At 58.4% G+C, this 21,654-nt stretch carries 16 protein-coding genes; 5 read left to right on the forward strand and 11 right to left on the reverse strand.

What is annotated here, in order from left to right; all coding sequences use genetic code 11:
- Window positions 1-47: 47 nt before the first annotated feature.
- The gene (locus CA51_RS02220; RefSeq protein WP_145089811.1) at window positions 48-557 is read right to left on the reverse strand and encodes a MarR family winged helix-turn-helix transcriptional regulator; all 510 of its coding nucleotides are present in this window, start codon (window positions 555-557) and stop codon (window positions 48-50) included.
- 215 nt (window positions 558-772) lie between these two features.
- On the opposite strand from CA51_RS02220, the gene CA51_RS02225 reads away from it, so the two are divergent.
- Both CA51_RS02225 and CA51_RS02230 read left to right on the forward strand, forming a co-directional pair.
- Entirely contained in the window at window positions 773-2,197 is a 1,425-nt protein-coding gene (locus CA51_RS02225) for an FAD/NAD(P)-binding protein (protein WP_145117496.1), read from the forward strand.
- A 290-nt stretch (window positions 2,198-2,487) separates the two neighbouring features.
- Entirely contained in the window at window positions 2,488-4,104 is a 1,617-nt protein-coding gene (locus tag CA51_RS02230) for an exo-alpha-sialidase (RefSeq protein ID WP_145117497.1), read from the forward strand.
- A gap of 125 nt (window positions 4,105-4,229) precedes the next feature.
- On the opposite strand, the gene CA51_RS02235 is transcribed toward CA51_RS02230, so the two are convergent.
- The 8 genes from CA51_RS02235 to CA51_RS25600 all read right to left on the reverse strand — a co-directional run bounded on the left by CA51_RS02235 (window position 4,230) and on the right by CA51_RS25600 (window position 16,252).
- The gene (locus tag CA51_RS02235; RefSeq protein WP_145117498.1) at window positions 4,230-5,846 is read right to left on the reverse strand and encodes a M48 family metalloprotease; all 1,617 of its coding nucleotides are present in this window, start codon (window positions 5,844-5,846) and stop codon (window positions 4,230-4,232) included.
- Between the two features lie 230 nt (window positions 5,847-6,076).
- Window positions 6,077-8,194 carry a carboxy terminal-processing peptidase gene (locus CA51_RS02240; protein WP_231745950.1) on the reverse strand — a complete coding sequence of 706 codons (2,118 nt, stop codon included), beginning with the start codon at window positions 8,192-8,194 and terminating at the stop codon, window positions 6,077-6,079.
- A 285-nt stretch (window positions 8,195-8,479) separates the two neighbouring features.
- Window positions 8,480-10,564, reverse strand: a complete 2,085-nt coding sequence (locus CA51_RS02245) for a DUF1549 domain-containing protein (protein WP_145117500.1) — start codon at window positions 10,562-10,564, stop codon at window positions 8,480-8,482.
- Entirely contained in the window at window positions 10,540-11,034 is a 495-nt protein-coding gene (locus CA51_RS02250; protein WP_231745951.1) for an RNA polymerase sigma factor, read from the reverse strand. The genes CA51_RS02245 and CA51_RS02250 overlap by 25 nt, the downstream gene beginning before the upstream one ends.
- 107 nt (window positions 11,035-11,141) lie before the next feature.
- Window positions 11,142-12,443: a DUF1501 domain-containing protein gene (locus CA51_RS02255; protein ID WP_231745952.1), complete on the reverse strand. Its 1,302-nt coding sequence runs from the start codon at window positions 12,441-12,443 to the stop codon at window positions 11,142-11,144.
- Window positions 12,444-12,538: 95 nt separating this feature from the next.
- Complete coding sequence (locus CA51_RS02260) at window positions 12,539-14,200, reverse strand: DUF1549 domain-containing protein (RefSeq protein WP_145117501.1); 1,662 nt, start codon at window positions 14,198-14,200, stop codon at window positions 12,539-12,541.
- A gap of 403 nt (window positions 14,201-14,603) precedes the next feature.
- Entirely contained in the window at window positions 14,604-15,389 is a 786-nt protein-coding gene (locus CA51_RS02265) for a DUF1570 domain-containing protein (RefSeq protein ID WP_197451524.1), read from the reverse strand.
- A 65-nt stretch (window positions 15,390-15,454) separates the two neighbouring features.
- Window positions 15,455-16,252 (reverse strand): tyrosine-protein phosphatase, encoded by a 798-nt coding sequence (locus tag CA51_RS25600; protein ID WP_197451525.1) that lies wholly within the window; start codon window positions 16,250-16,252, stop codon window positions 15,455-15,457.
- Between the two features lie 367 nt (window positions 16,253-16,619).
- Between CA51_RS25600 and CA51_RS02275 the strand changes: the two genes are divergently transcribed.
- The 3 genes from CA51_RS02275 (at window position 16,620) to CA51_RS02285 (ending at window position 18,448) form a co-directional block, all read left to right on the forward strand.
- On the forward strand, window positions 16,620-17,177 hold the full coding sequence (locus CA51_RS02275) for a c-type heme family protein (protein ID WP_145117504.1): 558 nt from the start codon (window positions 16,620-16,622) through the stop codon (window positions 17,175-17,177).
- Between the two features lie 99 nt (window positions 17,178-17,276).
- Complete coding sequence (locus tag CA51_RS02280) at window positions 17,277-17,753, forward strand: DinB family protein (RefSeq protein ID WP_145117505.1); 477 nt, start codon at window positions 17,277-17,279, stop codon at window positions 17,751-17,753.
- Window positions 17,750-18,448, forward strand: coding sequence for an MOSC domain-containing protein (locus CA51_RS02285; protein WP_145117506.1), 699 nt, complete (start codon window positions 17,750-17,752; stop codon window positions 18,446-18,448). Before CA51_RS02280 ends, CA51_RS02285 begins: the two co-directional genes overlap by 4 nt.
- 27 nt (window positions 18,449-18,475) lie before the next feature.
- On the opposite strand, the gene CA51_RS02290 is transcribed toward CA51_RS02285, so the two are convergent.
- The gene (locus CA51_RS02290) at window positions 18,476-19,843 is read right to left on the reverse strand and encodes a sigma-54-dependent transcriptional regulator (RefSeq protein WP_145117507.1); all 1,368 of its coding nucleotides are present in this window, start codon (window positions 19,841-19,843) and stop codon (window positions 18,476-18,478) included.
- Complete coding sequence (locus CA51_RS02295) at window positions 19,840-21,201, reverse strand: two-component system sensor histidine kinase NtrB (RefSeq protein WP_145117508.1); 1,362 nt, start codon at window positions 21,199-21,201, stop codon at window positions 19,840-19,842. Before CA51_RS02295 ends, CA51_RS02290 begins: the two co-directional genes overlap by 4 nt.
- Window positions 21,202-21,654 lie beyond the last annotated feature (453 nt).

Below are 21,654 nucleotides of genomic sequence, written 5' to 3' on the forward strand. Positions count from 1 at the left end.
GTGGGGGAAGCCGACAGCTTTGGGGACTGCAGCTTAAACTAAATCGCTTAATTCGATTGGCGGTTGCCGCTGGCCGCTCTTTGCTTGGCGGCGCAGCTCATGCTGGCGCGAACCAATTGCAGCAAGCGGATCAGTTCTTTCTGCTCCTTCTGTTTGAGGCCGTTGATCAAGTTGTCTTCAAATTCGCGAAGCTCTTCGCTGGCGGGACGAACAAGCTTTCTGCCCGCGTCGGTGATCGCGACATACACGGTCCGCCGGTCCTCTTCGGATCGCTCGCGCGTGACGAGATCGCGGCGCAGCAAACGGTCGACCAGCGCGGTGACGGCGGGGACGATTTGCACCAACCGGTCACCGATTTCGCCACAGGTTAGCGGGCGATCTTCCATGTCCAGGATTCGCAACAGGTTGTATTGCGAAAACGTCAACTCGCGAGGACGGAAAAATTGTGACAGTTGATTGTCTAGTTGGTCGCCAGTTCGTGCCAGGCTGACAATCGCCTCTTGGGCAACGCTCGCAAAGGGTTGGCAGCGTTTTAATTCGTGACGCAGGTCGTCCATCGGTTGGATGCTCGTAGGCAGGAGGGGGGCGATCGCGGGTGGGGGAGACGCTGAAAGACGTTGACTCAGTAAAATCTTATGGATAAAATAATCGGCGATCAAGCGTTGTTTGCCGATTTTTGGCGGATCGGTCGTTAGCGCCCTTCGAGGCTCCGGTTTTCGGTCGCCCGTTGGGATTTTCTACCCCCCCTGCCCTGCCTCACGTTATGCCTACCATGCAAACCACAGCCATCATCGGTGGCGGCTTCAGCGGAACGCTGGCGGCCGTCAATCTCGCTCGCTTTGCCACCACGCCTCAACGCGTCGTGATCATCAACTCGGGGCGTCCGTTTGGTCGCGGCACCGCCTATGGAACCACTCGCGGCGAACATTTGTTAAACGTTGCGGCGCGGAACATGTCGGCGTTTCCCGACCACCCCAGCCACTTCTTCGATTGGTTGCGATCGCGCTGCGATTACGACGGACTCAGCGACGATGTGCTGCGAGAGACGTTTATCCCGCGGCGGATCTTCGGCGACTATGTTCGTGGGTTGGCATCGCATTATTTGGGCGGAGCCGATCCTCGCAGCCAAGTCGAGTGTCAGGTCGTCGAGGATTCAGCCGTCGACATCCAGCCGCGCGGCGAGAACGGCGGTGTGGTGATGTTGGAGCATGGCGATCCGATCGAAGCGGAGTCGGTGCTGCTGGCAACGGGCAATCAGCCGCCGGCTGGGCTGCCGGGATCGGGCAAACTGGCCAACGATCGTCGCTACTGCGGCAATCCCTGGACAGCGTGGCATGAAAACCTGCCCGACGACGACAAGCACATCGTGATCTTGGGGACTGGGCTGACCGCTGTCGACGTGATCGTGACGCTACGGCACAAAGGATGGAACGGCAAGATCACCGCGATCTCGCGGAATGGGATGCTGCCTCAGCGTCACTTCCGTGGCATCGCCTGGCCGACCTCGATCCCCGACGACGGCCAGACGCGATCGTTGAAGGAGTTGGTTAGCCTGATCCGACAGGACTGTCAGCGGTTGCGTGGTGCCAGCCAAAACCCAGCGATCGCTGTCGACAAGTTGCGCAGCCGAACGCAGATGTTGTGGCGGAATCTTTCGATCGATGAAAAACGCCAATTCTTGAAGGACTATGCGGCCGATTGGAATGTGATCCGGCATCGCATTGCCGGGCCGATCCACGACGCGGTCACCGATTCGTTGGACTGTGGGCAGTTGACGATCCTTCCCGCCACGATCGAATCGTTGGATGCGGGGGAGACGTCGATCGAAGTTCAATTGGCTGCCGGCGGCGATGGTCCCGATCGGATTCATGGCGACATGGTGATCAATTGCACCGGGCCGAAGTCGCGGTTTTCCGATTCGCAGATTCCGCTGTACCGCGCCCTGTTCGATCGCGGCATCGCCAAGCCGGATGCGATGGACATGGGAATCGCCGTCACCGATGACTTTGCGGTCGTTGGGGATGATGATCGCCCGTCGCCCTTTCTGTATGCGATCGGTCCGATCTTGAAGGGGACTCTGTGGGAAACGATCGCCGTACCCGAGCTTCGCCAGCAAGCGATGGCGGTCGTCCAAACGATTCTCAAGCAAAAACCGATTCGCGTGGCCAGTCCCGAGACGATCGAGTACTGCATCTAACCTCGACCCTGTTGGCGACTGCTTAGACGCGTCTGTTTCCTACCAGTCATCACGCTCGCGATCGGGGTTCCGCCTGCCGATCGCCTGCGATCGGGTCGCGTGAAGGTACCGCCCCGCCCTGCCCTGCCCCGATCTCTTGTCGTCAGCTCCAGGTGGTCTGGAGGATTGTGGTGTGGTGTTGAGTCAATGTTGAGCGAAGAAGGATCCCCGGCTGATTTCACCTGCCGGGGCGATAGCGTTTATCATCATGGCTCCCCTGCCCTTCTCCCTTTGCTCGCCTGGAGTTTGTCATGATGTTTCGCTCTGCAGCCTTTCCTTTGTTGTTCGTCTTGGGGCTGATGGCTTCGATTGTTCGGGCGGACGAACCTGTCGCCAAGGAGTATTCCACCGTGATGCTCTCGGGCGACTGGGTTCCGGAGGATCCTCACCAGATCGATTTCGACAACCTGCCTAGGATACCCTCTCAGTATGTCGTGATCAGCGATGTGCGGAAGTCAAAGGGTGTGCACCAGCACAATTATTTGACCTTCCACGCTGGGAAATACTGGGCGATGTGGAGCGATGGGCCGGCGGTCGAGGATCGTGTTGGTCAACGCGTTTCGTACGCGACCAGCAAGGACGGGATCGACTGGAGCAAGCCGCGGTACCTAACGCCCGAACCGCCGGGATCGGGCAAGGGTTCCAAATATTACAACACGCGCAGGAGCAAAGGCTTTCGTTGGATCTCGCGTGGCTTCTGGCAGCGCGATGGCGAACTGCTGGCTCTCTGTTCGCTCGACGAAGCTGCCGGCTTCTTCGGTAAAAGTCTCCAACTGCGGGCGTTCCGCTGGGACGAAGATGAAGGTGACTGGAGCGACCATGCTTTGGTACACGAGAACGCCATCAACAACTTCCCGCCAAAAAAGCTTCCCGGTGGCGATTGGATGATGTCCCGCCGAACGTGGGACTACTCCAAGCGTGGCGTCGATTTTTTAGTCGGTGGCGTCGATGCGATCGACGAATGGGATTCGTTTCCCGTGCTTGGCACGAGTCAGGAATTGGCGGCCGAGGAGCCGTATTGGTGGGTGCTGCCCGGTGGGCGTTTGACGGCGCTGTTCCGCGACAATCGTCGCAGCGGATACCTGTATCGATCGTTTTCCGAAGACGGCGGCCGGACGTGGAGTCGGCCGCACCGCACCGATTTTCCGGATGCGCGGTCGAAGTTCAGCGGAGTTCAGTTGGCGGATGGTCGCTTTGTGTTGGTCTCCAATCCGCATCCAAAGCGACGCGATCCGCTGGCCCTTTCGGTTAGCGACGACGGTGTTGTCTTCACGAAGATGGGCTATCTCGCTGGAGGGCGGCACGTCGATTATCCACATGTGATCCAACAGGACGGCCATGTGCTGGTCGCCTTCGCCACGCAAAAGCAGACGGTGGAAGTGCTGAAGATCAATCTGGAGGATATCGACGCGTTAACGATGCCCGATAAACCGCTGGCCGTCCCGCCGCCGTATCAGCCGCAAGCTGGCGATACGATCGTGGATGCCGGCAACAGTGATCAAGTGACCGTCACCGGGCCATGGAGATCGAGCGACCGCGATTCCGAGCGGCATGGCGACGGCTATCTCGTTCTCGATCCAACAGCTGGTGGCGCGGTTCGGTTCGACTTGAACGTGCCGGAGAAAGGGAACTATGAGATCTTTGCGATGTGGAGTGCCCGAGGGCAACGGGCGAAAGAAGTTCCGTTTGCGATCACTCACGACGATGGAACAAAGACAGTCCGCGTTGATCAGCGACGCGATGGCGGCGTCTGGAACAGCTTGGGGACGTATTCGTTTTCCCCGGCCAAAGCGTCGGTCGAAGTGGCTGTAGAGAAAGCGAAGAACTACGTCATTGTGGATGCGATCTTGGTGGCACCGCGTCGATAGTTATCGCTGCACATAAATCGGCAAGTAGGCTAAGCCGGTGGTTTGTTAGCTGGAGTTGTCGTGTGAGGCAGTCGGTCGATGAGATGAGGAGTTGTTGTTAACGGTCCGAGCGGGCGATCGATCGACTAGCCAAACAGTTCTTCTGTCGGCTGAAGGGCCGATGGTGAGATCCGTCGGCCGAACTTGTCACTGTAGAAATCCCAAGTGACATTTTTGCACAGCGGTTTGTAATGCTTGATTACATCGCGGGCTGGACGCTGGAACGCGACGATGCCTTGGCTGTTCGCTTGGTTCGACTTTGACACTCGAGCAATGTCGGTGGGGTGAGTTGTCAGTAGGCTCGGCTGCTCCGCTTGCATCTCTTTGTCGATCTGCATCAAGTCGGTAGTCGGGAGCGACTGGCGAGCCCAGTCGCCGACAAGGATCATGTCGTCGGCGAGTTTGCCTTGTTGGAAGAGTTCAAACAGTTGGCCGATCATGATTGCTTGGGAATGTCCCAGCACGCGTAGGTCTCGCGACGTTTGAGCAAATGTCTCGCTGCCGACGAGTCCATATTCGTAGCGATCGGCGTCGTATTCCATCTGTCGCAGCAAGCCGCAGCTGATCGCATTGCTGGCGACCATAAAGCACCATAGAACACCGCGGGTACCGACGACACAAACCTGAGCTAGTTGGAGGACGAGGCCGATCCGGTAGTCCGATTCTTGAATCGCATCCTCTAACATCTCATCCAGAGCATCGCGTTGGTAGACAACTCGGGTGAACCACCAATTGATCTTTCGAATCAGCATCGTCGCCCCCATCCCGATCCGTTGGGAGAAGTGTCCAAATTCGTGCGCCAAGACGCCCGCGAGTTGTTGCATCGAGAGACCGGCCAGCAGTGGAACCCCAATCGTCAGGACCATGTTTCCGGTGGCGACGCTGAACAGCCCGCCCGCCGGTTGTGCCGAAGCGTTGACATCGTAATCGACATCGATTCGCGTCGGCTTCGGCGCCCCAACGGCTTCACATATCTGGTCGACGAATTCGAACAGCAAAGGTTCTCCACGCCGCGTCAGCGTGCGTCGCCGCGAGTCGGATGCGATTCGAAAGAAGAGTGGCTTGATGAGAAACAGGACCGTCACGACTCCTGCAATCGCCGGTGCGAGAACGGCCACGATATAGAAGATCGCCGCGCGGCCATGAGGGATGTGTGACATCAGTCCCGGAATGGTTACCGCGATGTAGTAGAAGACTCCAAATCCGGAAGCTGCGACCAACGCCAGGTAGGCCAGTGGGAGGATCGCCATCGCTATACCGACCAGCAGCAGTTGCAGGCGGTAGCCCATCGCAACCGGTTTACGCGGCAGTTTAGCGGTGAAGCCGGCTAGTAGTTCTTGAGATGTCAGCCGTTTGGCATCGTTGGCTTGCGTTTGCGCATTGACCAGCTGCTGCGCCTGGTCGATCGCTTCGGAGAGATCGGCAAACGGTTGGTCGCTCGAAGCGATGGGGAACTCCTCTTGGTCCGCCGTAGAGGGCTGGCTGGGAGGATTTGATGAGTCACCGAGATCCGCCGTAAGCGGCTGGCGCCTTGCCGCGTCGGAGGGCTTCGGCTGTGTCCGCTGCGGATTGCTTGGGGGCGGGATTTTAAGTGCGGTGCCGCACTTGTTGCATTTTGCTGAACGTCCAGCGGCCGCAGATGGTGCCCGCAATTGCTTCGAGCACTGTGGGCAGGGAAAGCGAACGTAGGATTCGGTAGCCATGATGCGGACTCGACGATGCTGGGCCGGTTGCAGTGAGCAGTGGCTCAGTATAACTGGTCAACGTGTTAGTTTGTTGTTCCGCAAAAGGTGGGTTTGGTTTCCCGGGGGGCGGTGAAGTTAGTCGCTCTCCGTACGACGGAGTTGACGCTACCGTGGCGCATAAAAAAACAGGTGATGTCCGCTGGGAAAGCGGACGCCACCTGTTGCTGAATCGATCAATTAGCTTGCGTTCAGTTGGCGCGTGCCAAGTTCTGACGCTTGAGGGCTTCGACGTAATCGCGAGTGATGTTCAAGACTTCGTCGTTGTAGAAGTTGTGACGGAAGACTTCATCGTCGGGCATCTCTGCTTCCAACAATTGCTTCTCCTCTTCCTTCTGCGAATCGAGTTCCTTGCGACGCGCGAAGAACTTGTCCTCTTGCAGCGAGACGAACTTCTCCGACTTCTGTCGTTGGTACGATTCGATGCGGCGCAACAGGTCGACAAACTCGTCGGACTTTTCGATCCGGTTTGCGGAATTGGTTCGGACCGTGTTCAACACATCGGCTCCCATCATGTTGTATTTACGATGCTTTGTCTTTTCGACACGATCGTGTTCCAACGCGTATTCCAGATCGGCTTCGCCAACATCCATATGCGTTGTCAACGAAGGCAGGATGATGTCGGCTTTGACACCTTCCTTCTGAGTGCTTTCGCCGTCGGGCAGGTAGAATTGTTGCAACGTAACTTTCAAGGCTCCGAAGTTCGGGGCGCGATTGCTTCGCAGGATCTCTTGGCCGAGGTCCATCAGAGTTTGCACGGTTCCCTTACCGTGAGTTGCTACGTCGCCAACGACGATGCCCCGTCCGTAGTCCTGGATCGCACCGGCGAGAATTTCGCTGGCACTCGCGCTGAACTTACTGGTCAGAACAACAAGCGGTCCGTCCCACGCGACGCCACTGTCTTCATCGGCATAGGGAGTGACTTGTCCGTCGCTGTCTTTGACTTGGACCACGGGGCCTTGATCGATGAACAGGCCGGTCAGATTGATCGCTTCGGTGAGGCTGCCACCGCCGTTCATCCGCAGGTCCAAGATAACCGCTGCGATGCCGTCGTCTTTGAATTCGTTCAAACGATCGCGAACGTCCTTGGTGCTGCTGCGATAATCGCGAGCGTTGCGACGAGCGGCTTCCATGTCCAGGTAGAAGCTAGGCAGGCTGATGTAGCCGATCTTCATCTTGGGTCCGGTCTCGCCATCGGTCTCAACGACTTGGCTGCGGGCAGCGCTGTCTTCGAGTTCGACTTTGGCACGCGTGATCGTGAGGATCTTCGTCTCGCCGGTGCCGCCCGACTTGATGCCCAGTCGGACAATCGTGCCAGCGTGGCCGCGGATCTGTTCGACCACGTCGTCCAGTGGCATTTCGACGATGTCGACCATTTCGCCATCGGTCCCCTGCCCTACGCTGACGATGTAGTCATCGGCTTTCAGTTCGCCCTGCTTGTGGGCGGCTCCGCCGGGGATGACTCGCGACACGACGGTGTGTCCATCTTTCTCACGCAGTGCGGCGCCGATCCCTTCCAGGTTCAGACGCATCATGATGCGGAAGTTGTCGAGCGATTTAGGCGACATAAAGGTTGTGTGCGGATCGTAGCTGGTGGTGACCGAAGTCAGGAACAGTTCCAGCAATTGATCCGAATCGGTCTCGTGCCAACGCTTTTGGTTTCGCTTGTAGCGACGCAGCAGTTTGGCTTTGGGGTCTTCGAGATCTTCTTGAGTTGGTTTGTATTCTTCGCCCGATTCTTCCGCCTTGCGTTTGCGTTCCAGGGCTTCGTCTTTGGCGACCAGCAGATTGAATTTGATCTGGCGACGCCAGCGGTCTTTCGCTTCTTCGGGCGAGGTTGGATAGCGGGCTGCATCGGGTTCGACCACGATCGATTCATCGGTGGTGAAGTCGAAGTCTTCGTTGAGCAACGCCTCGGCGACGGCGACGCGTTCATCGATTCGTTGCAGGAAGCGTTTAAAGACGACGTAAGCGACGTCCAGGTTGCCGCCTTTGACCATGTCGTCGATCGTCAGGTTGTAGCGGGCAAACTCATCGACGTCCGACTGGTAGAAGTAGAGCTTCATCGGGTCGAGCGATTTGAGGAACAATTCCATCGCGCGGGCGCTGAGTTCGTCGTTGAGTCCGGTGCGCGACACGTGTCGGCGTTCCAGTAGAGCTGCGACGATCTTCGCCACGTTTTGGTCGGTTTTGGTCGGCGCGACCAGATCTTCAGCTGCGCAAGGACTAATTTGCGGGGCGGCGAAGATGATCGCGCAGAAGGCCGACAACAGCAGTGGCCGGACGAAGCGGGGTTGGGGAGACGTCATTGAAGCCATACTTGAGTTCCGATTTGGTAAAGACACGTCGCGTCGGACAGGCGAACCTTGGTCCACGATGTTCATAGTAGAACAGGGTTCAGAATATCACAAGTTCGATCGGCTGATAGCAAATGCGTCCGGGGAGGCATTAGGGCCGGCGTATATAAGCTCGCAAGCGGCGCATCGGCGGTGTCGATTCGACCCGCTAGCACGATCGTCAGGGCTCGCGTGTCGCGGTGGGGAGGCCAGCAGAGATCCCGCGTTTTCGCGCGGAATCGAGCGTTTTGCGTTCCTTTACTGAGTCCCGCCGCTCAATCGGATCGCCCACCACAGCTGGTTCAAGGCAGCTTCGTCGGTATCGGTAAGCTTGCGGATTCGCTTGGCTGCCTCGAGTTGTTGGTCGCCCACTTGGGGATTTCCCGCAACGTAGAAAAGATGTTTTACCTGTTGCTCAAAACCTCCCTTTTTACTCAACGAGGCGAGCCAGCCGGCCGGCAGCGTGTTGGTTGCATCGTTTGCAGGGAAGGCTCGGCGAAGCGATTCGAGCCGCAGGTCGGCTGGGGATTTGGGTTTCGGTTTGCCGCCAGAGCCGTTGTCGTTTGCTTGGGCTAGCAGTCCCGAGGGGGCGACGAGCGAACCCTTGCCGCTGGCGCGGTTGAACGTTTCGGTTGCGGCGATCAGTTCTTTGAACGACCAGTTTCGCGGTTGGTTTGAAAAGCCAGCAAACGCTCGCTGTTGCAGTTCAGCCCGGTTCAGCGACGCTTCGGTGGCAGCCAGCGAATCTTGGTCGAAGGGCGAGAGAGGCGATTGCAGCCGCATTGGGCGGGCGGCGATGATCCAAGCCACCGCCGCGCCGAGGTCGTAGTCGTGGGCTCGCAGTTGTTCGGCCATCAGGTTTCGCACCGCGATGAACGCTTCGTCCGCCGGGGGTGCCAACGGGTCGCTGGTCCGTCCGACGATGCGATTCCCGTAGATGACTTTCCAGAGTCCGTTGATCGTGGCTCGCGCCAGTTGATCGCTGTGCTCGATGCTCGCCGCCAGATCGCGCAGATTGGTGGGACCGCCCGGAAGAGGCGAATCGCCGATCCAGTCGCCGACAACCGCTGGCGAAGCGACGGCTTGGCGTCCGTCTTCGGATTCGTAGAAGACAGCGTCTTTGGAGCGATCGCGCTGCAGGTCCAACGCGATCTTCAGGCCGCCCTGCTGCCCCAGTTGCCACTGAACGCCGGTCTGGAAGATCGCATTCAGGTTCCAGTAATTGTGTTGGGTTATGTTCCCTTCCAGCGGGTGCGTGTGGCAGCGTCCACAGCCGACGTCGAGGTCCAGCAGGACATCGCAGAACTGATTGGTCAGCGGAATCGCAGATGCGCCAGCTAGCCCGGCCATCCAGAGCGTCGCCGGTTCAAACGAATCGTCTTCTGGCGACGAAGAACCCTCGGAAGTGAGCATCTGCTGGACCAGCGTGTCGAAGGCTTGTTCGCCGCGGAAAGTCGTCGCAAACAGCTTGCCAGCTTCCTCTCGCTGAGCCGCCGACAATTGACTCCACGCCGCTTCGCCGAGCAGGTGTTGCGCCCAACGAGAGCCGAGGTGATCGGAGGTTTGCCGATCGTCGATGTATTGGTCGATCAGCGCGTTGATATCGCCGGCGGTCAGATTGCGAACCGCTTCGGTATCCAAAACGTTGGCTGTCGAACGCCCTGCGACGGCCGTCGCAAACCGTTGGACCATCTGGTCGGCGGAGATCTCGGTTTGCGGGCGAATGTCCATCCGCTGCCACGCTTGTTCCAGCAGTTGGTCGACGCGTTGCACGATCTGATCGGCTGGCAACCGTTCGACCACCGGTTGGTTGGCGATCGCTGATGGTGCGGGGGTGTCGGTCGGTTCTTTCGCTGGGGCGTTAAACGGCAGGTCGTTGATGCCGATTTCAAACTTGCGAGGCTCTACAGGTTGATCGACGATCGCGTCGACGGTTGGAGCGTCATCGGTCAGCGGTGTCGCTGCGTGTGGATCGGCGATGCCGGCGATTTCAGCTGCCGACGGTTGAGCAGTCTGTTGGTCGTTGGCTGGTTGCGACGGAGTGCTTTGGGCGATGCCAGGATCGGCAGCCGGTGGTTGTCGCAGTTCCCACAGGTAGCCGCCGACGGCGATCAGCAGCGCAGCGGCGAGGGGTAGCGGCAGCCAAGCATTGGAGCGTTGCTTGGTGTTTCGCGTGGTTTCGATCCGCGGCAGCGCCACGGTTGGGTTCTGTTCGGCTTCCAGAATCGCCAGTACTTGCACGGAGACATCCGGCGGCGTCGCCTCTTCGAGGGCTTCGCCAAGCATCGTCTCCAGCAATTGGTCGAACGCCGGATCGTCTATGTCAGTTTCGTTTGGACGCATTCTTTTAGCTGTTGTTTTGCTCGCTGCACCAAATTCTTCGCACCATGTTCGGTGATACCCAACTTGTCGCCAATTTCGACCCGCTTTGCATCGTCGGTGAATCGCATACGGAGCGCCAGTTGGGCTCTGTCGGTCAGCCCTTGCAGGCATTCATTGAGAGCGCTGATAAATTCTTCGCCGTCTTCTTCGGCACCGATCCAGCGATCCCAGACCGCATCGAGCGATTCGATCGCTGCGACTAAGTGCATTCGCTTGTCGCGACGCTTGAGTGATATGAACAGGTTCCTCGCGATCCGCCGCAAATAGGCGGCGGTCGCTTCATCGCTGTATTGGTTAAAGGGTGGACGCCGCAAGATCGTCAGGAAGGTTTCTTGAGTCAGATCGTCGGCGGTCGAATTGTCGCAACCGAGCAGGCGCAGGTATCTCCATACGCCAGCTTGGTGACGCGTGATCAATTCCTGCGGGCTCAAATCAGTTTCGCTTCTTTGCGACACTGCCGATCTATCCACAATCACTTTCTGAAATCTTCTGAACCTCCAGTTTACGTGAGATCCAAGTGCCTTGGTTTCCGTTCGTGCTAAACGAACAGATCCTTGATGATCTTACCACCGCCAGCGATTTTCATCGGCCGACGGTTGTTGGCGGTATAGGTTGTATCGGGTGAGATGCCAAGGGCTTTGCAAACCGATGTCATCACATCCTCGGAACTGTACGGTTCGGTTTCGACCGCCGTACCATCGCTGTTCGTCTCGCCGATCGCGATACCACCCTTCATTCCCGCTCCGCCGACAACCACGCTCCAGGCTCGCGCGAAGTGATCGCGGCCAGCGTTTTGGTTGATCCGCGGAGTACGGCCGAATTCACCCATCCAAATGATCGCTGTATCCTGCAGCATTCCACGCTGTTCCAGGTCCTCGGTCAAGGCGCTCATCGCTTTGTCGAGGGCTGGCAGGTGGCGGTTGGTGAGCGTATTGAAGATGTCGCTGTGGCTGTCCCAGCCGCCCAAGTCGACTTCGACAAACGGAACGCCCGCTTCGACCAAACGACGTGCCAGCAGGCAGCCTTGGCCAAAGCCGCCGCCACCCATGCCCATGCCGGTTGCCCCGTATCGCTCTTTCACAGCTTCGGGTTCTTCGGCAACCTTGAAGGCTTGCATCTGTTCGCTGGACATCAGATCGAAGGTCTTCTTCAAAACCTTCTGGTGATCTTCGGCCGCGGTGCCGCGGTTCTTCTTGACGAAGTCTTTTTCGATCAGGTCCAGTGCCGCCATGCGTTGCATCAGCCGCTGTTGTTCCATCCGCATCTGCAAGTTGCGAATTTGGCCGTTGCTGGTGACTGCAAACGGAGCCCAAGCCATGCCCAAGAAACCGGGGCCAGCACTGCCGCCGCCGATGGTGACAAACGGAGGGATCTCGAGTTCGGGGCGTTGGCCAATCAATTCGTGAGCCAAAACCGAACCGTAGCTGGGGTGTTCGATGTTGGGGTTGGGGACAAATCCGGTGTGCATGTAGTAGCGGCCGCGATCGTGATCGGCTTCGCGCGTGCTCATCGATCGGATGACCGCCATGTTATGCATCTGTTTGGCCATCAACGGCATGTGTTCACAGATCTGCACGTCTCCCGATGTGCTGATCGGTTTGAACGGTCCGCCGGTCGGTGCGCCTGGTTTCAGATCCCACAAGTCAATCGTCGACGGGCCACCACCCATCCACAGCAGAATCGCCGACTTGCGGTTCTTCTTCAGGACGTCGGCGTTGGCTTTGAGGGTCTGGCCGAGCGTGAAAGCGGTGCCTGCCATGGCCGCCGAAGCGCCAGCCATGTGGTTCATGAAGTGCCGGCGAGTCATCCCGGCGGGCGTGGTCCATTGGCTGTTAAACATCGGGTCTCTCCAGTTCGGAATAGAAGGTGACGGCGTGTCGACGAGACAGGCTGGATTTGGTTTGTTCGGACGCGCCGCGGCGCGCCTGCGGCGAATCAGTGGTTGAGGATAAATTCATTGCTGTTGAGGATTGCCCACCAAAGATCTTGCAGCATCTCCGCCTGGTCTCCCTTGCGGGCGGCCAGCAATTTGTTGGCGATCGTCAGTTCATCGCGCGACGCGCGACGTCCCATGCCGGCTAGGAACAGCCGATTGACCTTTTCGATCGGTTTGAGGTTTTGTCGAGACAGATCGCCCAGGAACGTCCCGCTCTCGATCGAGGTCGCGTTCTTGACGAGGTCGCCGTTAAACATCATCAGAGCTTGCGGGATCGAGCCGTTAAACGACGTCGATTCGTCTCCCTCGTCGGTGCCAAAGGCTGTCACGAACTGCTGCAACCAGCGGTTTCGTTTTTCTTCTTGTTGTTCGTACGAACCCTGCCCGCTCGATTTGGCCGTCGATAGCAGCGATTGATACAGTTGTTCCGCCGACATCTGGCGAAGGTAGAAATGCGTGAACTTTGGTGGTTCGCCCATCTGTGGGTTGTCCGACGCATTGGACCCGGTCGTCTGGCTGCTCAAACGATAGGGTTCGCTGAGTGCGATCCACTGGATCAGTTGCTTCATGTCGAAGCTGGCTTTGCGGAATTCGGCTCCCAGTTCGTCCAACAGGACAGGGTGCGACGCGACGTTATGAGGCCCCAGGTCGTCGACCGGTTTGGTGAACGCGTAGCCCATGAAGTGAGCCCACATCCGGTTGACGATCATCTTGTCCATGAACTCGCTCTCGATCATCATCTTGCCGAGTGCTTCGCGGCGATTGACGTCGCTGACATACCCGCTGACGTCGACTTCGGTGCCGTCCATGAAGACGGGACCGGCGGTTCGCGTGACGCCGTTACGGAGTTCGTAGAAGACGATAGCTTTGGACGGATCACCCATCTCACCAGCGAAGTCTTCATCGACAAGTTCGGCGTGAGAGACGTCGCGGGTTCCTGGAACATAACGCCGCAGAGCGCGGGTTTGTCGGAAGAACGAATTGAACTCCCAGAACTTCTGTTGCTTCCATTGATTAAATGGATGGTTGTGGCACTGCGTGCATTGGACTTGCAGTCCCATGAAAATTCGCGAGGTCGACGATGTGGCCAATGTCGCTTGGTCGTCGTTGACCTTCATCGCCAGAAAGTTCGTGGCACCGTTGAAGTTTTCGGTCCCCGGTTTGGTGCTGCCCGTCGCAGTGACCAGTTCGAAAACCATGTCGTTGTAAGGCTTGTTGCGAGCGAACGAATCTCGCAGGTATTTGCTCATCCCCGGTCGGCTGGTCAGCGAATTCCGTTCGTTGCCGCCGGTTTGCCCGATCAGCACGTTGGTCCAGATCGTGGCCCAGTTGCGAGCGTATTCTTCGGTGTAGCGGTCGTCGTGCAGCAGCTTGTTGACCAGCCGTTGATCCTTGTCCGACGATTTGTCTTGTAGGAATTCGTCGAGTTCCTCGGGAGTCGGAATCCGGCCGATGATATCCAAATAGACGCGGCGACACCAAAGACCATCGGGAGCTTCGGGAGAAGGCTTCAGTTCGTAATCGACCCAACCCTGGCGGATATGTTTATCGATCAACTGAGTCTGGCTGGGCACGTTCGATTGGGCGACGCTCCAGGTCGCTGGCAGCAGCGCAGCGAAGACCACTGCGATTCGCGTAATCGTTTGTGGACATTTAGTCATTATAATAAGTCGTCCCATCGGGGTTCCCTGATGCGGGGATTGCATTGCTTCTGTCACTATTTAAACGGGGCCCGAGTCAATTCGTACTCAGTGAATCCTCGTGCATTATTGTAGAACGGTCTTCCTATTCTAAATCGAGCCTCGCAAAATGTGTGCTTCAATGCACGATTTGCCGCCGATCGTAGTGATTCCAGAAGTCGACGGGGCGCACGTTTCCGCTTTTTCCGGCAAAGGAAAACTAGGCGTTCCGGCGAGTAGAGGCACATAATTCGGCGCAATCCCCCTGGTTGCGGCGTGCCATGGGGCTGTTCAGGGATTTTTGCGTGTTTTCCACCACTTCACCCCTCGGGCTGACTAACCGCACGTGTGCGACGGTCTGTCCCCCGGTATGCCTCGCTCCGCTTTAGCGTTGGAAGTAGGCGAGGTAGCGATTTTTCCAGTCGGGAAGTTCTGTATCGACGCGTCGACTCAGTTGTCCCGGTGGTGAGTGGGCCTGCAGATCTTGTAGGAAGCGAATCAGCACGCCCCGCGATTGGTCGCTTTCATGAAGCAGGAAGTGGACCCAGGACCACGCCTCTTGGTATTCGGTCGCTCCCATTGCGGAGAGGTCGCCGACCGCTTCGAGCGATTCGATCGAAGGGACTTGTCGCCAGAACGCTTTGCGTCGCGTGCTCACTTGGTGAACATGTTGCCTGACGTTCCCCGTCGGTGGGCTCTCGAAGTATTCGGCCAGTCCTTCGTCGAGCCACAGTGGGACGTAGGGGAGCGAAGCGTTTAACAACGCGTGGCTCGTCTCGTGCCGCAGGTCGATATGCATCTGGTCGCTTTTGTAAGCGAAGACCATTCCCGGCCCGCGGCGTTTAATAAACAACGCCCGGCGAAACGGAACGTTGGGGAAGTAGCGCTGCATGTAGCCTTGGTAGTTCGATTGATGTTCGAACAGGATCAAGTGGATCGGTTCGGGGTAGATCTCGATCTGCAGCGTCTTCTTTAGATCCGCTTGCAACGATCCCAGTTGGGCGACGATCTGCGGATCGGCGGCGACGTTGAAGTCCGAATGGAGCGCAAATTGGCCGATCTGCGCTTCGAACGGCCACCGATTCGCTGTGCTCGTCTGGGCATCGACGACACCACCGCACAACACCCCGGCGAACATTAGCACCAGGCGGAGAAGGTTGGTTGTATTCAATCGATCACCGTCGGCGTGCATGTCGGTCGGGGGGAGTCGTTTAGGATTCAAGGCGGCCGGAACCGCTAAGCGGCCTGTCGTTTCAGGATCCGGTCCATCCAGCCGCGGCGTTTGATCGGCGGCAGTTTGGCGACGGTCTTCCCGTTGACGACCGCCAGCGGATTGTGGCAACAGATCGCGGTGGCATACGCTTCGCCAACCAGTTCGCTGGCGCGGTCGAAACTGCGCCGCATCAATGGCTTGCGTCGCCGAGTGCCGTGAGCGTCCGAAGCGATGAAATGGGTCAGCCCATTTTGCAGCAACCATTCGCTCATCTTCTTCGGTGCGCTACCGAAGACTCCCGTCAGGCTGTCGGCGGTGATCTGCATCAGGCAACCTGCCTGGACCAGCGGCGGGATCAGGTCGGGGCGTTTTAAGATCCCTTCGTTCCGCTCGGGGTGCGAGAGGATCCCGACCATTCCCAGCTTCTTTAAGTTGGCTAGCACGGGCTCCAACGGAAAGTAGAGTTCGTGTGGCAGTTCCAACAGCACGTGTTTGCTGCGGTCGGACAGCGAGACGCAGTCGCCGCTAGCCAAGCGTTCGATCATATCCAAATCGATCCTGACGTCGGCACCGGGGCGCACGACCAGCGGGATCTCTTGCTCTTGCAGGCGGGTTTGGAATTCGGCGGTCAACCGTCGGATCTCATCGCCGGTTGTCAGCGAATATTGTCCCAGTTGATGCGGAGTCAAAACGGAGCAACGAATGCCATCCTGGACAGCAATCCTTGCCATCGCGAGCGATTCGTCCCAGTCCCTCGCGCCATCGTCGATACCCGGCAGCAAATGGCAGTGAATATCAATAAAAGCGAGTTCCTCGTCCATCCAACGACATCCTTGTCACGGTGATTGAAGCGATACGTTGGGGAATCTCCCATCGAGTCCAAACGCTGTCAAGTTCATTCGCTGTGATCGTCGGCGATTCGGCCGCCACGCGACCTTTGGTCCTGCAAATCGCTGCGCCGGGGCAAGTATTTGCTAGCGTTGGCGGCGTCGCGATGGAGTGCTGGCAATGCGAACCGCCGCCGCTGCGTCAATCTGTGACATAGGTTTCAGTTGACCCTTGCAGCGGTGGTAGTTAGAAAGATGTATGGTTTGTGCAGCTTTGGCGGTTGGCGATCGATCCTGGTCCGCTGCTGCTGCTCATGCCTTCCCCCCCCCTGCCCTGCCCCGCCTTTTTGTTGGTACCACGATGAAATACAGAGTCACCGCGTTTGGAGTCTTCTTCGCCATCGGATGTTCGCTGGTAACGCTTCGAGCCGAACAGCCGGAGGCCGTTGCCGATCCGGCGGCTAAGCGAGTTGCCGTGGCGAGTTCCTTAGTGGAAGCTCGCAGCCGGGCGACGCTGTTGCACGAAACAATCCACGGCACGCTGCAGGTCGTCCATCGCGATCTGTTCGACGAGGACGATGCCCACACGATTCCGTCGGCATCGTTGGAGGACGTCTTTCACGCGATGGCCGACAGCTTTCAGGTCGAGATGAAATGGTTGGTCGTGAACACCGATGTCGTGAACGTCGACCATCGCCCCGAAGATGAATTCGAACACGCGGCGGTCAAAGCGTTGGCCGCAGGGAAACCCTATTTCGATCGCGTGCAGAAAGATCGGTATCGCTTTGCGGGGTCGATCCGCTTAGCCTCACAGTGTTTAAAATGTCATGTCAAACATCGCACCAGCACTCACGATCGGACTGCCGGTCTGTTGATCTCGATGCCGCTGAAGTTGGACGCTGCGGCAACGCAGGAGTGAACTTGTGGCACCAGGCGTCGTGGCGAATTCGGTGCTGATTGGTGAGTCGATGCGATTTTGGCTGCTGAAATTTTGCTTGGGAACCTAAGGAGAGATCGCATGGCGTTGAATCCGTTGATCGAAGAATACGCTGCCGGCGGTGCGGTGTTGCGAAGGGCTGTCGCTGGTTTTTCGGAGGCGCAGTTCGATGCGGTGCCGATACCGGGCAAATGGTCGACGCGGCAGGTGCTCTGCCATATCGCCGACTTTGAATTGGTCTACGCCGACCGGATGAAGCGTGTGATTGCCGAGCAGGAGCCGACATTTTTTGGTGGCGATCCCGATCTGTTTGCCGCGGGACTGGCTTATGATCAGCGCGACGCCGAAGAGGAGTTGCAGGTGGTCGAAGCGGTCCGCGCTCAGGTGACGCGGATCTTGCGAACCCTGGATGTCGCCGATTTCCAACGGATCGGGAACCATCACGAAGACGGTCCGCTGACGCTCGCGGCGCTGTTGGATAAGATCGCTGGGCATCTGCAGCATCACGTCCGCTTTATCGAAGAAAAGCGAGTTGTCCTCGAGGGGATGCAGCGATGAACGGTTCGCGGCAAGCCGAGTTGTTGTCGGTGCAAGTGGGGCTGCCGCGGACGATCACAGCCGATAAGGAATGGACGACGGGGTTCTGGAAAGAACCGATCCGCGAGCCGTTGTGGCTGGGGACGACCAATCTGCAAGGAGATGGCCAAGCCGATCGGGTCAATCATGGCGGGCCTCACAAAGCGGTCTGCGTCTATTCCGCCGCCCATATTCCGGTCTGGCGGGAAACGCTTGGGATCGACGACTTGGGGGCCGGAGCGTTCGGTGAGAACTTTACCGTTTCCGATCTGACCGAAGCCGATGTTTGTATCGGCGACGTCTGGTCGGTCGGCGATGCCGTGGTTCAAGTCTCTCAGCCGCGGCAGCCGTGCTGGAAATTGGCAAAGCGTTGGGGGATCAAAGACCTGGCGTATCAAGTGCAACAGACGGGGCGAACCGGTTGGTACTTCCGCGTTCTGGAAGAAGGCTTGGTCGGGCCGGGGATGCCGGTTCGGTTGATGCAACGGCAGTGGGACGATTGGACGATCGCCGCGGCAAATCGCGTGATGCATCACGACAAACAGAACATCGACCAGGCGGCTCGGTTGGCCGCGGTCCCGGCACTCTCGCCCAGCTGGCAAGCGACGCTGAACAAGCGGATCGCCAAACAGCCGAAGGTCGACGAGAGCTTGCGGTTGGATGGCCCCGGCGACTGAACGCGACAGTTTCGCGGACGCGTTCGATCAATGCAGTCCGTAGCGGCTCATCTTGTAGTGCAGCGTGCGGACGCTGACGCCCAGGCGCTTAGCGGTATTCTCGCGGTGGCAATCGCAAGCGGCCAACGCCGCGGAGATCGTCTCACGTTCGCACCGCTCGACAGCTTCGGCCAACGTACACGCGGTTGCCGTGGGGGCGTTGGAGTTGTCTTGCAGTTGCAGTTCCTGGGGCAGTTGATGATCTTGGATCAGATCGTCGGTGTGGGTGACGACCATCCGTTCGACAACGTTCCGCAGTTGGCGGACGTTGCCCGGCCACTTCGCGGCGACCAGAGTCTGCATCGCTTCGGGGGAGATCTGTTTCATCGGACGCCCGTGGCGATCGCAGAAGTGTTTTAAGAAGTGTTCGACCAGCAGCGGAATGTCCTCGCGTCGCTGCCTCAGCGAAGGGACTTCGATTGGGATCACGTTCAAGCGATAGAACAGATCCTCGCGAAACGTCCCCTCTTCGATCATCGCCTGCACCGACTTGTTCGTCGCCGAAACGATCCGCACGTTGGCCGACAGCAGTTGTTCGCCACCGACCCGGATGAACTGGCCCGATTCGAGCACGCGCAGCAGATCGACTTGGCTCTTGGGCGACATCTCGGTGACTTCGTCCAGGAACAGCGTCCCGCCGCTGGCTTGTTCGAAGCAGCCCGGCTTCTGCCGGGAGGCACCGCTGAAGGATCCCTTCTCGTGGCCAAACAGTTCGCTTTCGAGCAGCGATTCGGGCATCGCACCGAGGTTGACGGCGACAAACGGTCCGTCGCCGCGGGGGCTGAGATCGTGGACCGCTCGGGCGATCAACTCCTTCCCCGTTCCGCTCTCCCCTTGGATCAGCACCGTCGCTTCGGTCGCTGCAACTTGACGGATCTGATGGAACACATCCTGCATCGCGGCGCAGGTGCCAAGGATGTTAGAGATCTGTCCGGCGTCGGCCAATCGGCTGCGCAGTTGTTGGTTTTCGATTCGCAGCGCGTGGTGCTGCCGCGCTTTGCGAACCTGTTGCCGGACGAGGTTCAGGTCCAATGGTTTGGAGATGAAGTCGAACGCGCCGGCTCGCATCGCATCGACAGCCGTTTCGACGGTGCCATGAGCGGTGATCACGATCACGGCGGTCTGGGGATGAGTTTGCCCAAGTTGGCGGAGCAGTTCGATCCCGTCGATCTTGCCGCCCAGGCGGACGTCGGCGATCACCAGCTGATAAGTCGACTGTTCGAACTTCTCCAGAGCCGCTTCGGCATCGCTGGCGGTCTCGACGCGATCGGCTTCGCTAGCCAAACCCTTGGCCAGACCCGATCGGATGTTGGGTTCGTCGTCGACGATTAGAACGCTAAAGTCCGATGTTTTCATTCCTGGGTACCTCGAGGCAGCAGCACGGTGAATTCGGTTCCATCGGGGCTGGTGCGGAAATCGATACTGCCATCGTGTTGGCGAATGATCTTGTCGCAGAGCGCAAGCCCCATCCCGGTCCCTTCGCTGCGGGTCGTGAAATAGGGATCAAAGATTTGTGATTGGATCTCTGGAAGGATCCCGTTTCCTGTGTCGGCGATGTCGATGCGAATCTGGTCGTTGAGTTGGCCGACGCGGAATCGCAGCAGTCCTCCGTCGGGCATCGCCGCCATCGCGTTGAGAGCCAGGTTTAAGAAGACCTGTTCCAGACGAACCGAATCGGCTTGGATCAAGCCGAGCATTTCGGGGGGCGATTCGATTTTGATCTTCACCTGTTGCTGGTCGGCTTGGGGACGCAGCAGGCGGACCAGTTTATCGATCAACAGCGTGACATCGACCGCCGATCGACCGATCTCCGACATCGAGGCATAGTTGCGGAATCCGTCCAGGACGTTGTTGATCCGATGGACTTCGGTCTGCAGGACATCCAGCAGTTCGGCGACCTCCGGATCGTACGGTTCGCTGGCAAGATGTTCGCACAACAATTGAATATGAATCGAGACGGCACTCAGTGGGTTCTTGATTTCATGCTGCAGTCCCGCGGCTAAAGAACCGAGCCCCATGTAACGCTCCATCCGACGCAGTCGTTCTTCGATAAGCGCCTTTTCGGTGACATCGCGAACGTGCAGCACGGTGCCGATATCTTCTCCCTGCTGATTGCTCAACAGCGTGCATCCGGCGCGAAGCGTCTGGCGGTGGCCGTTGCTTGTCACGCAGTAATCGCGGTCGCGGATCGCATCGTGGTAGGTGCGGACCTCGCTGCAGATCGAATCGAGCAGAGCATGTTCATCACCGAGGTCGGACAAATAAAGTCCCACGCCCTCGTTGTCGGGGCTGCCGAGCAACGTCTGCGCCCGTGGGTTGGTGCTGCTGATCATCCCGTTGCGATCGGTCGTTATCACGCCCGCGTCCATGCTGGCGAGAATGTCGGTTGCGAGAACTTTGACGGCTCGCAGCGAGCGTTCGCTGCTCAGATAGCCGCGGACGACAAGCGCCAATGCGATCGTGGTGCCGCTGAGATTGACGACCAGCAGAATCGTCAGCGTCCGATCGAGTCGCAGTTCTCCCAGCACTCCCTCCGCCGCCGCGGCGTGGCTTGGTGGAAGATGCAGCACCAAGCGAGCCATGATGCCATGTTCGTGGTGGACGTCCATCAGGATCTTGCTGGTCAACAGCAGCGACGTCAGGCTAAGGATGGCCAGCCCCACAGCGATCCGCCGGATCCCGCGGCCAATTGATCCATCTTGAATTTCAAACATGAGTGGCTCGAGCGGATCGGCCCGGTGGAAAAGCGGGCTACGGATTGTGAAGGGACGCAGCAGCGGATGCTTCATATATAAGGCATCGTTGTCGGTTTCCCAACCATGCGGATTGTAAATCGCAGGTGCCGGTAGCGTCCGCTCGGCAAGGGGAAGTTCTTGAGTCGAACCCTGGGCGGTTGATTCTGCTGTTAAGCCCTCCCCGAAAAACTCGCTGAAGGCTCGTTTTTCGACCCTCCCAGCTTCGCCGAGCGGGTGAAGGCCGGGCGCTTCACCCTCCCCCCAAACGCAGTTTGTAGGGGAGGCTCGAACGAGCGAAGCGATGTTCGGGGAGGAGCGTCTGCTGAGTCACTCCTGTGCGTTTCTCCACGTTGTTAAGCCCTTCCGGAAAAACTCGCTGAAGGCTTGTTTATCGACCCTCCCAGCTCCGCCGGGCGGGTGAAGGCCGGGCGT

It is taken from the genome of Rosistilla oblonga, from assembly GCF_007751715.1.
Lineage (GTDB): Bacteria > Planctomycetota > Planctomycetia > Pirellulales > Pirellulaceae > Rosistilla > Rosistilla oblonga.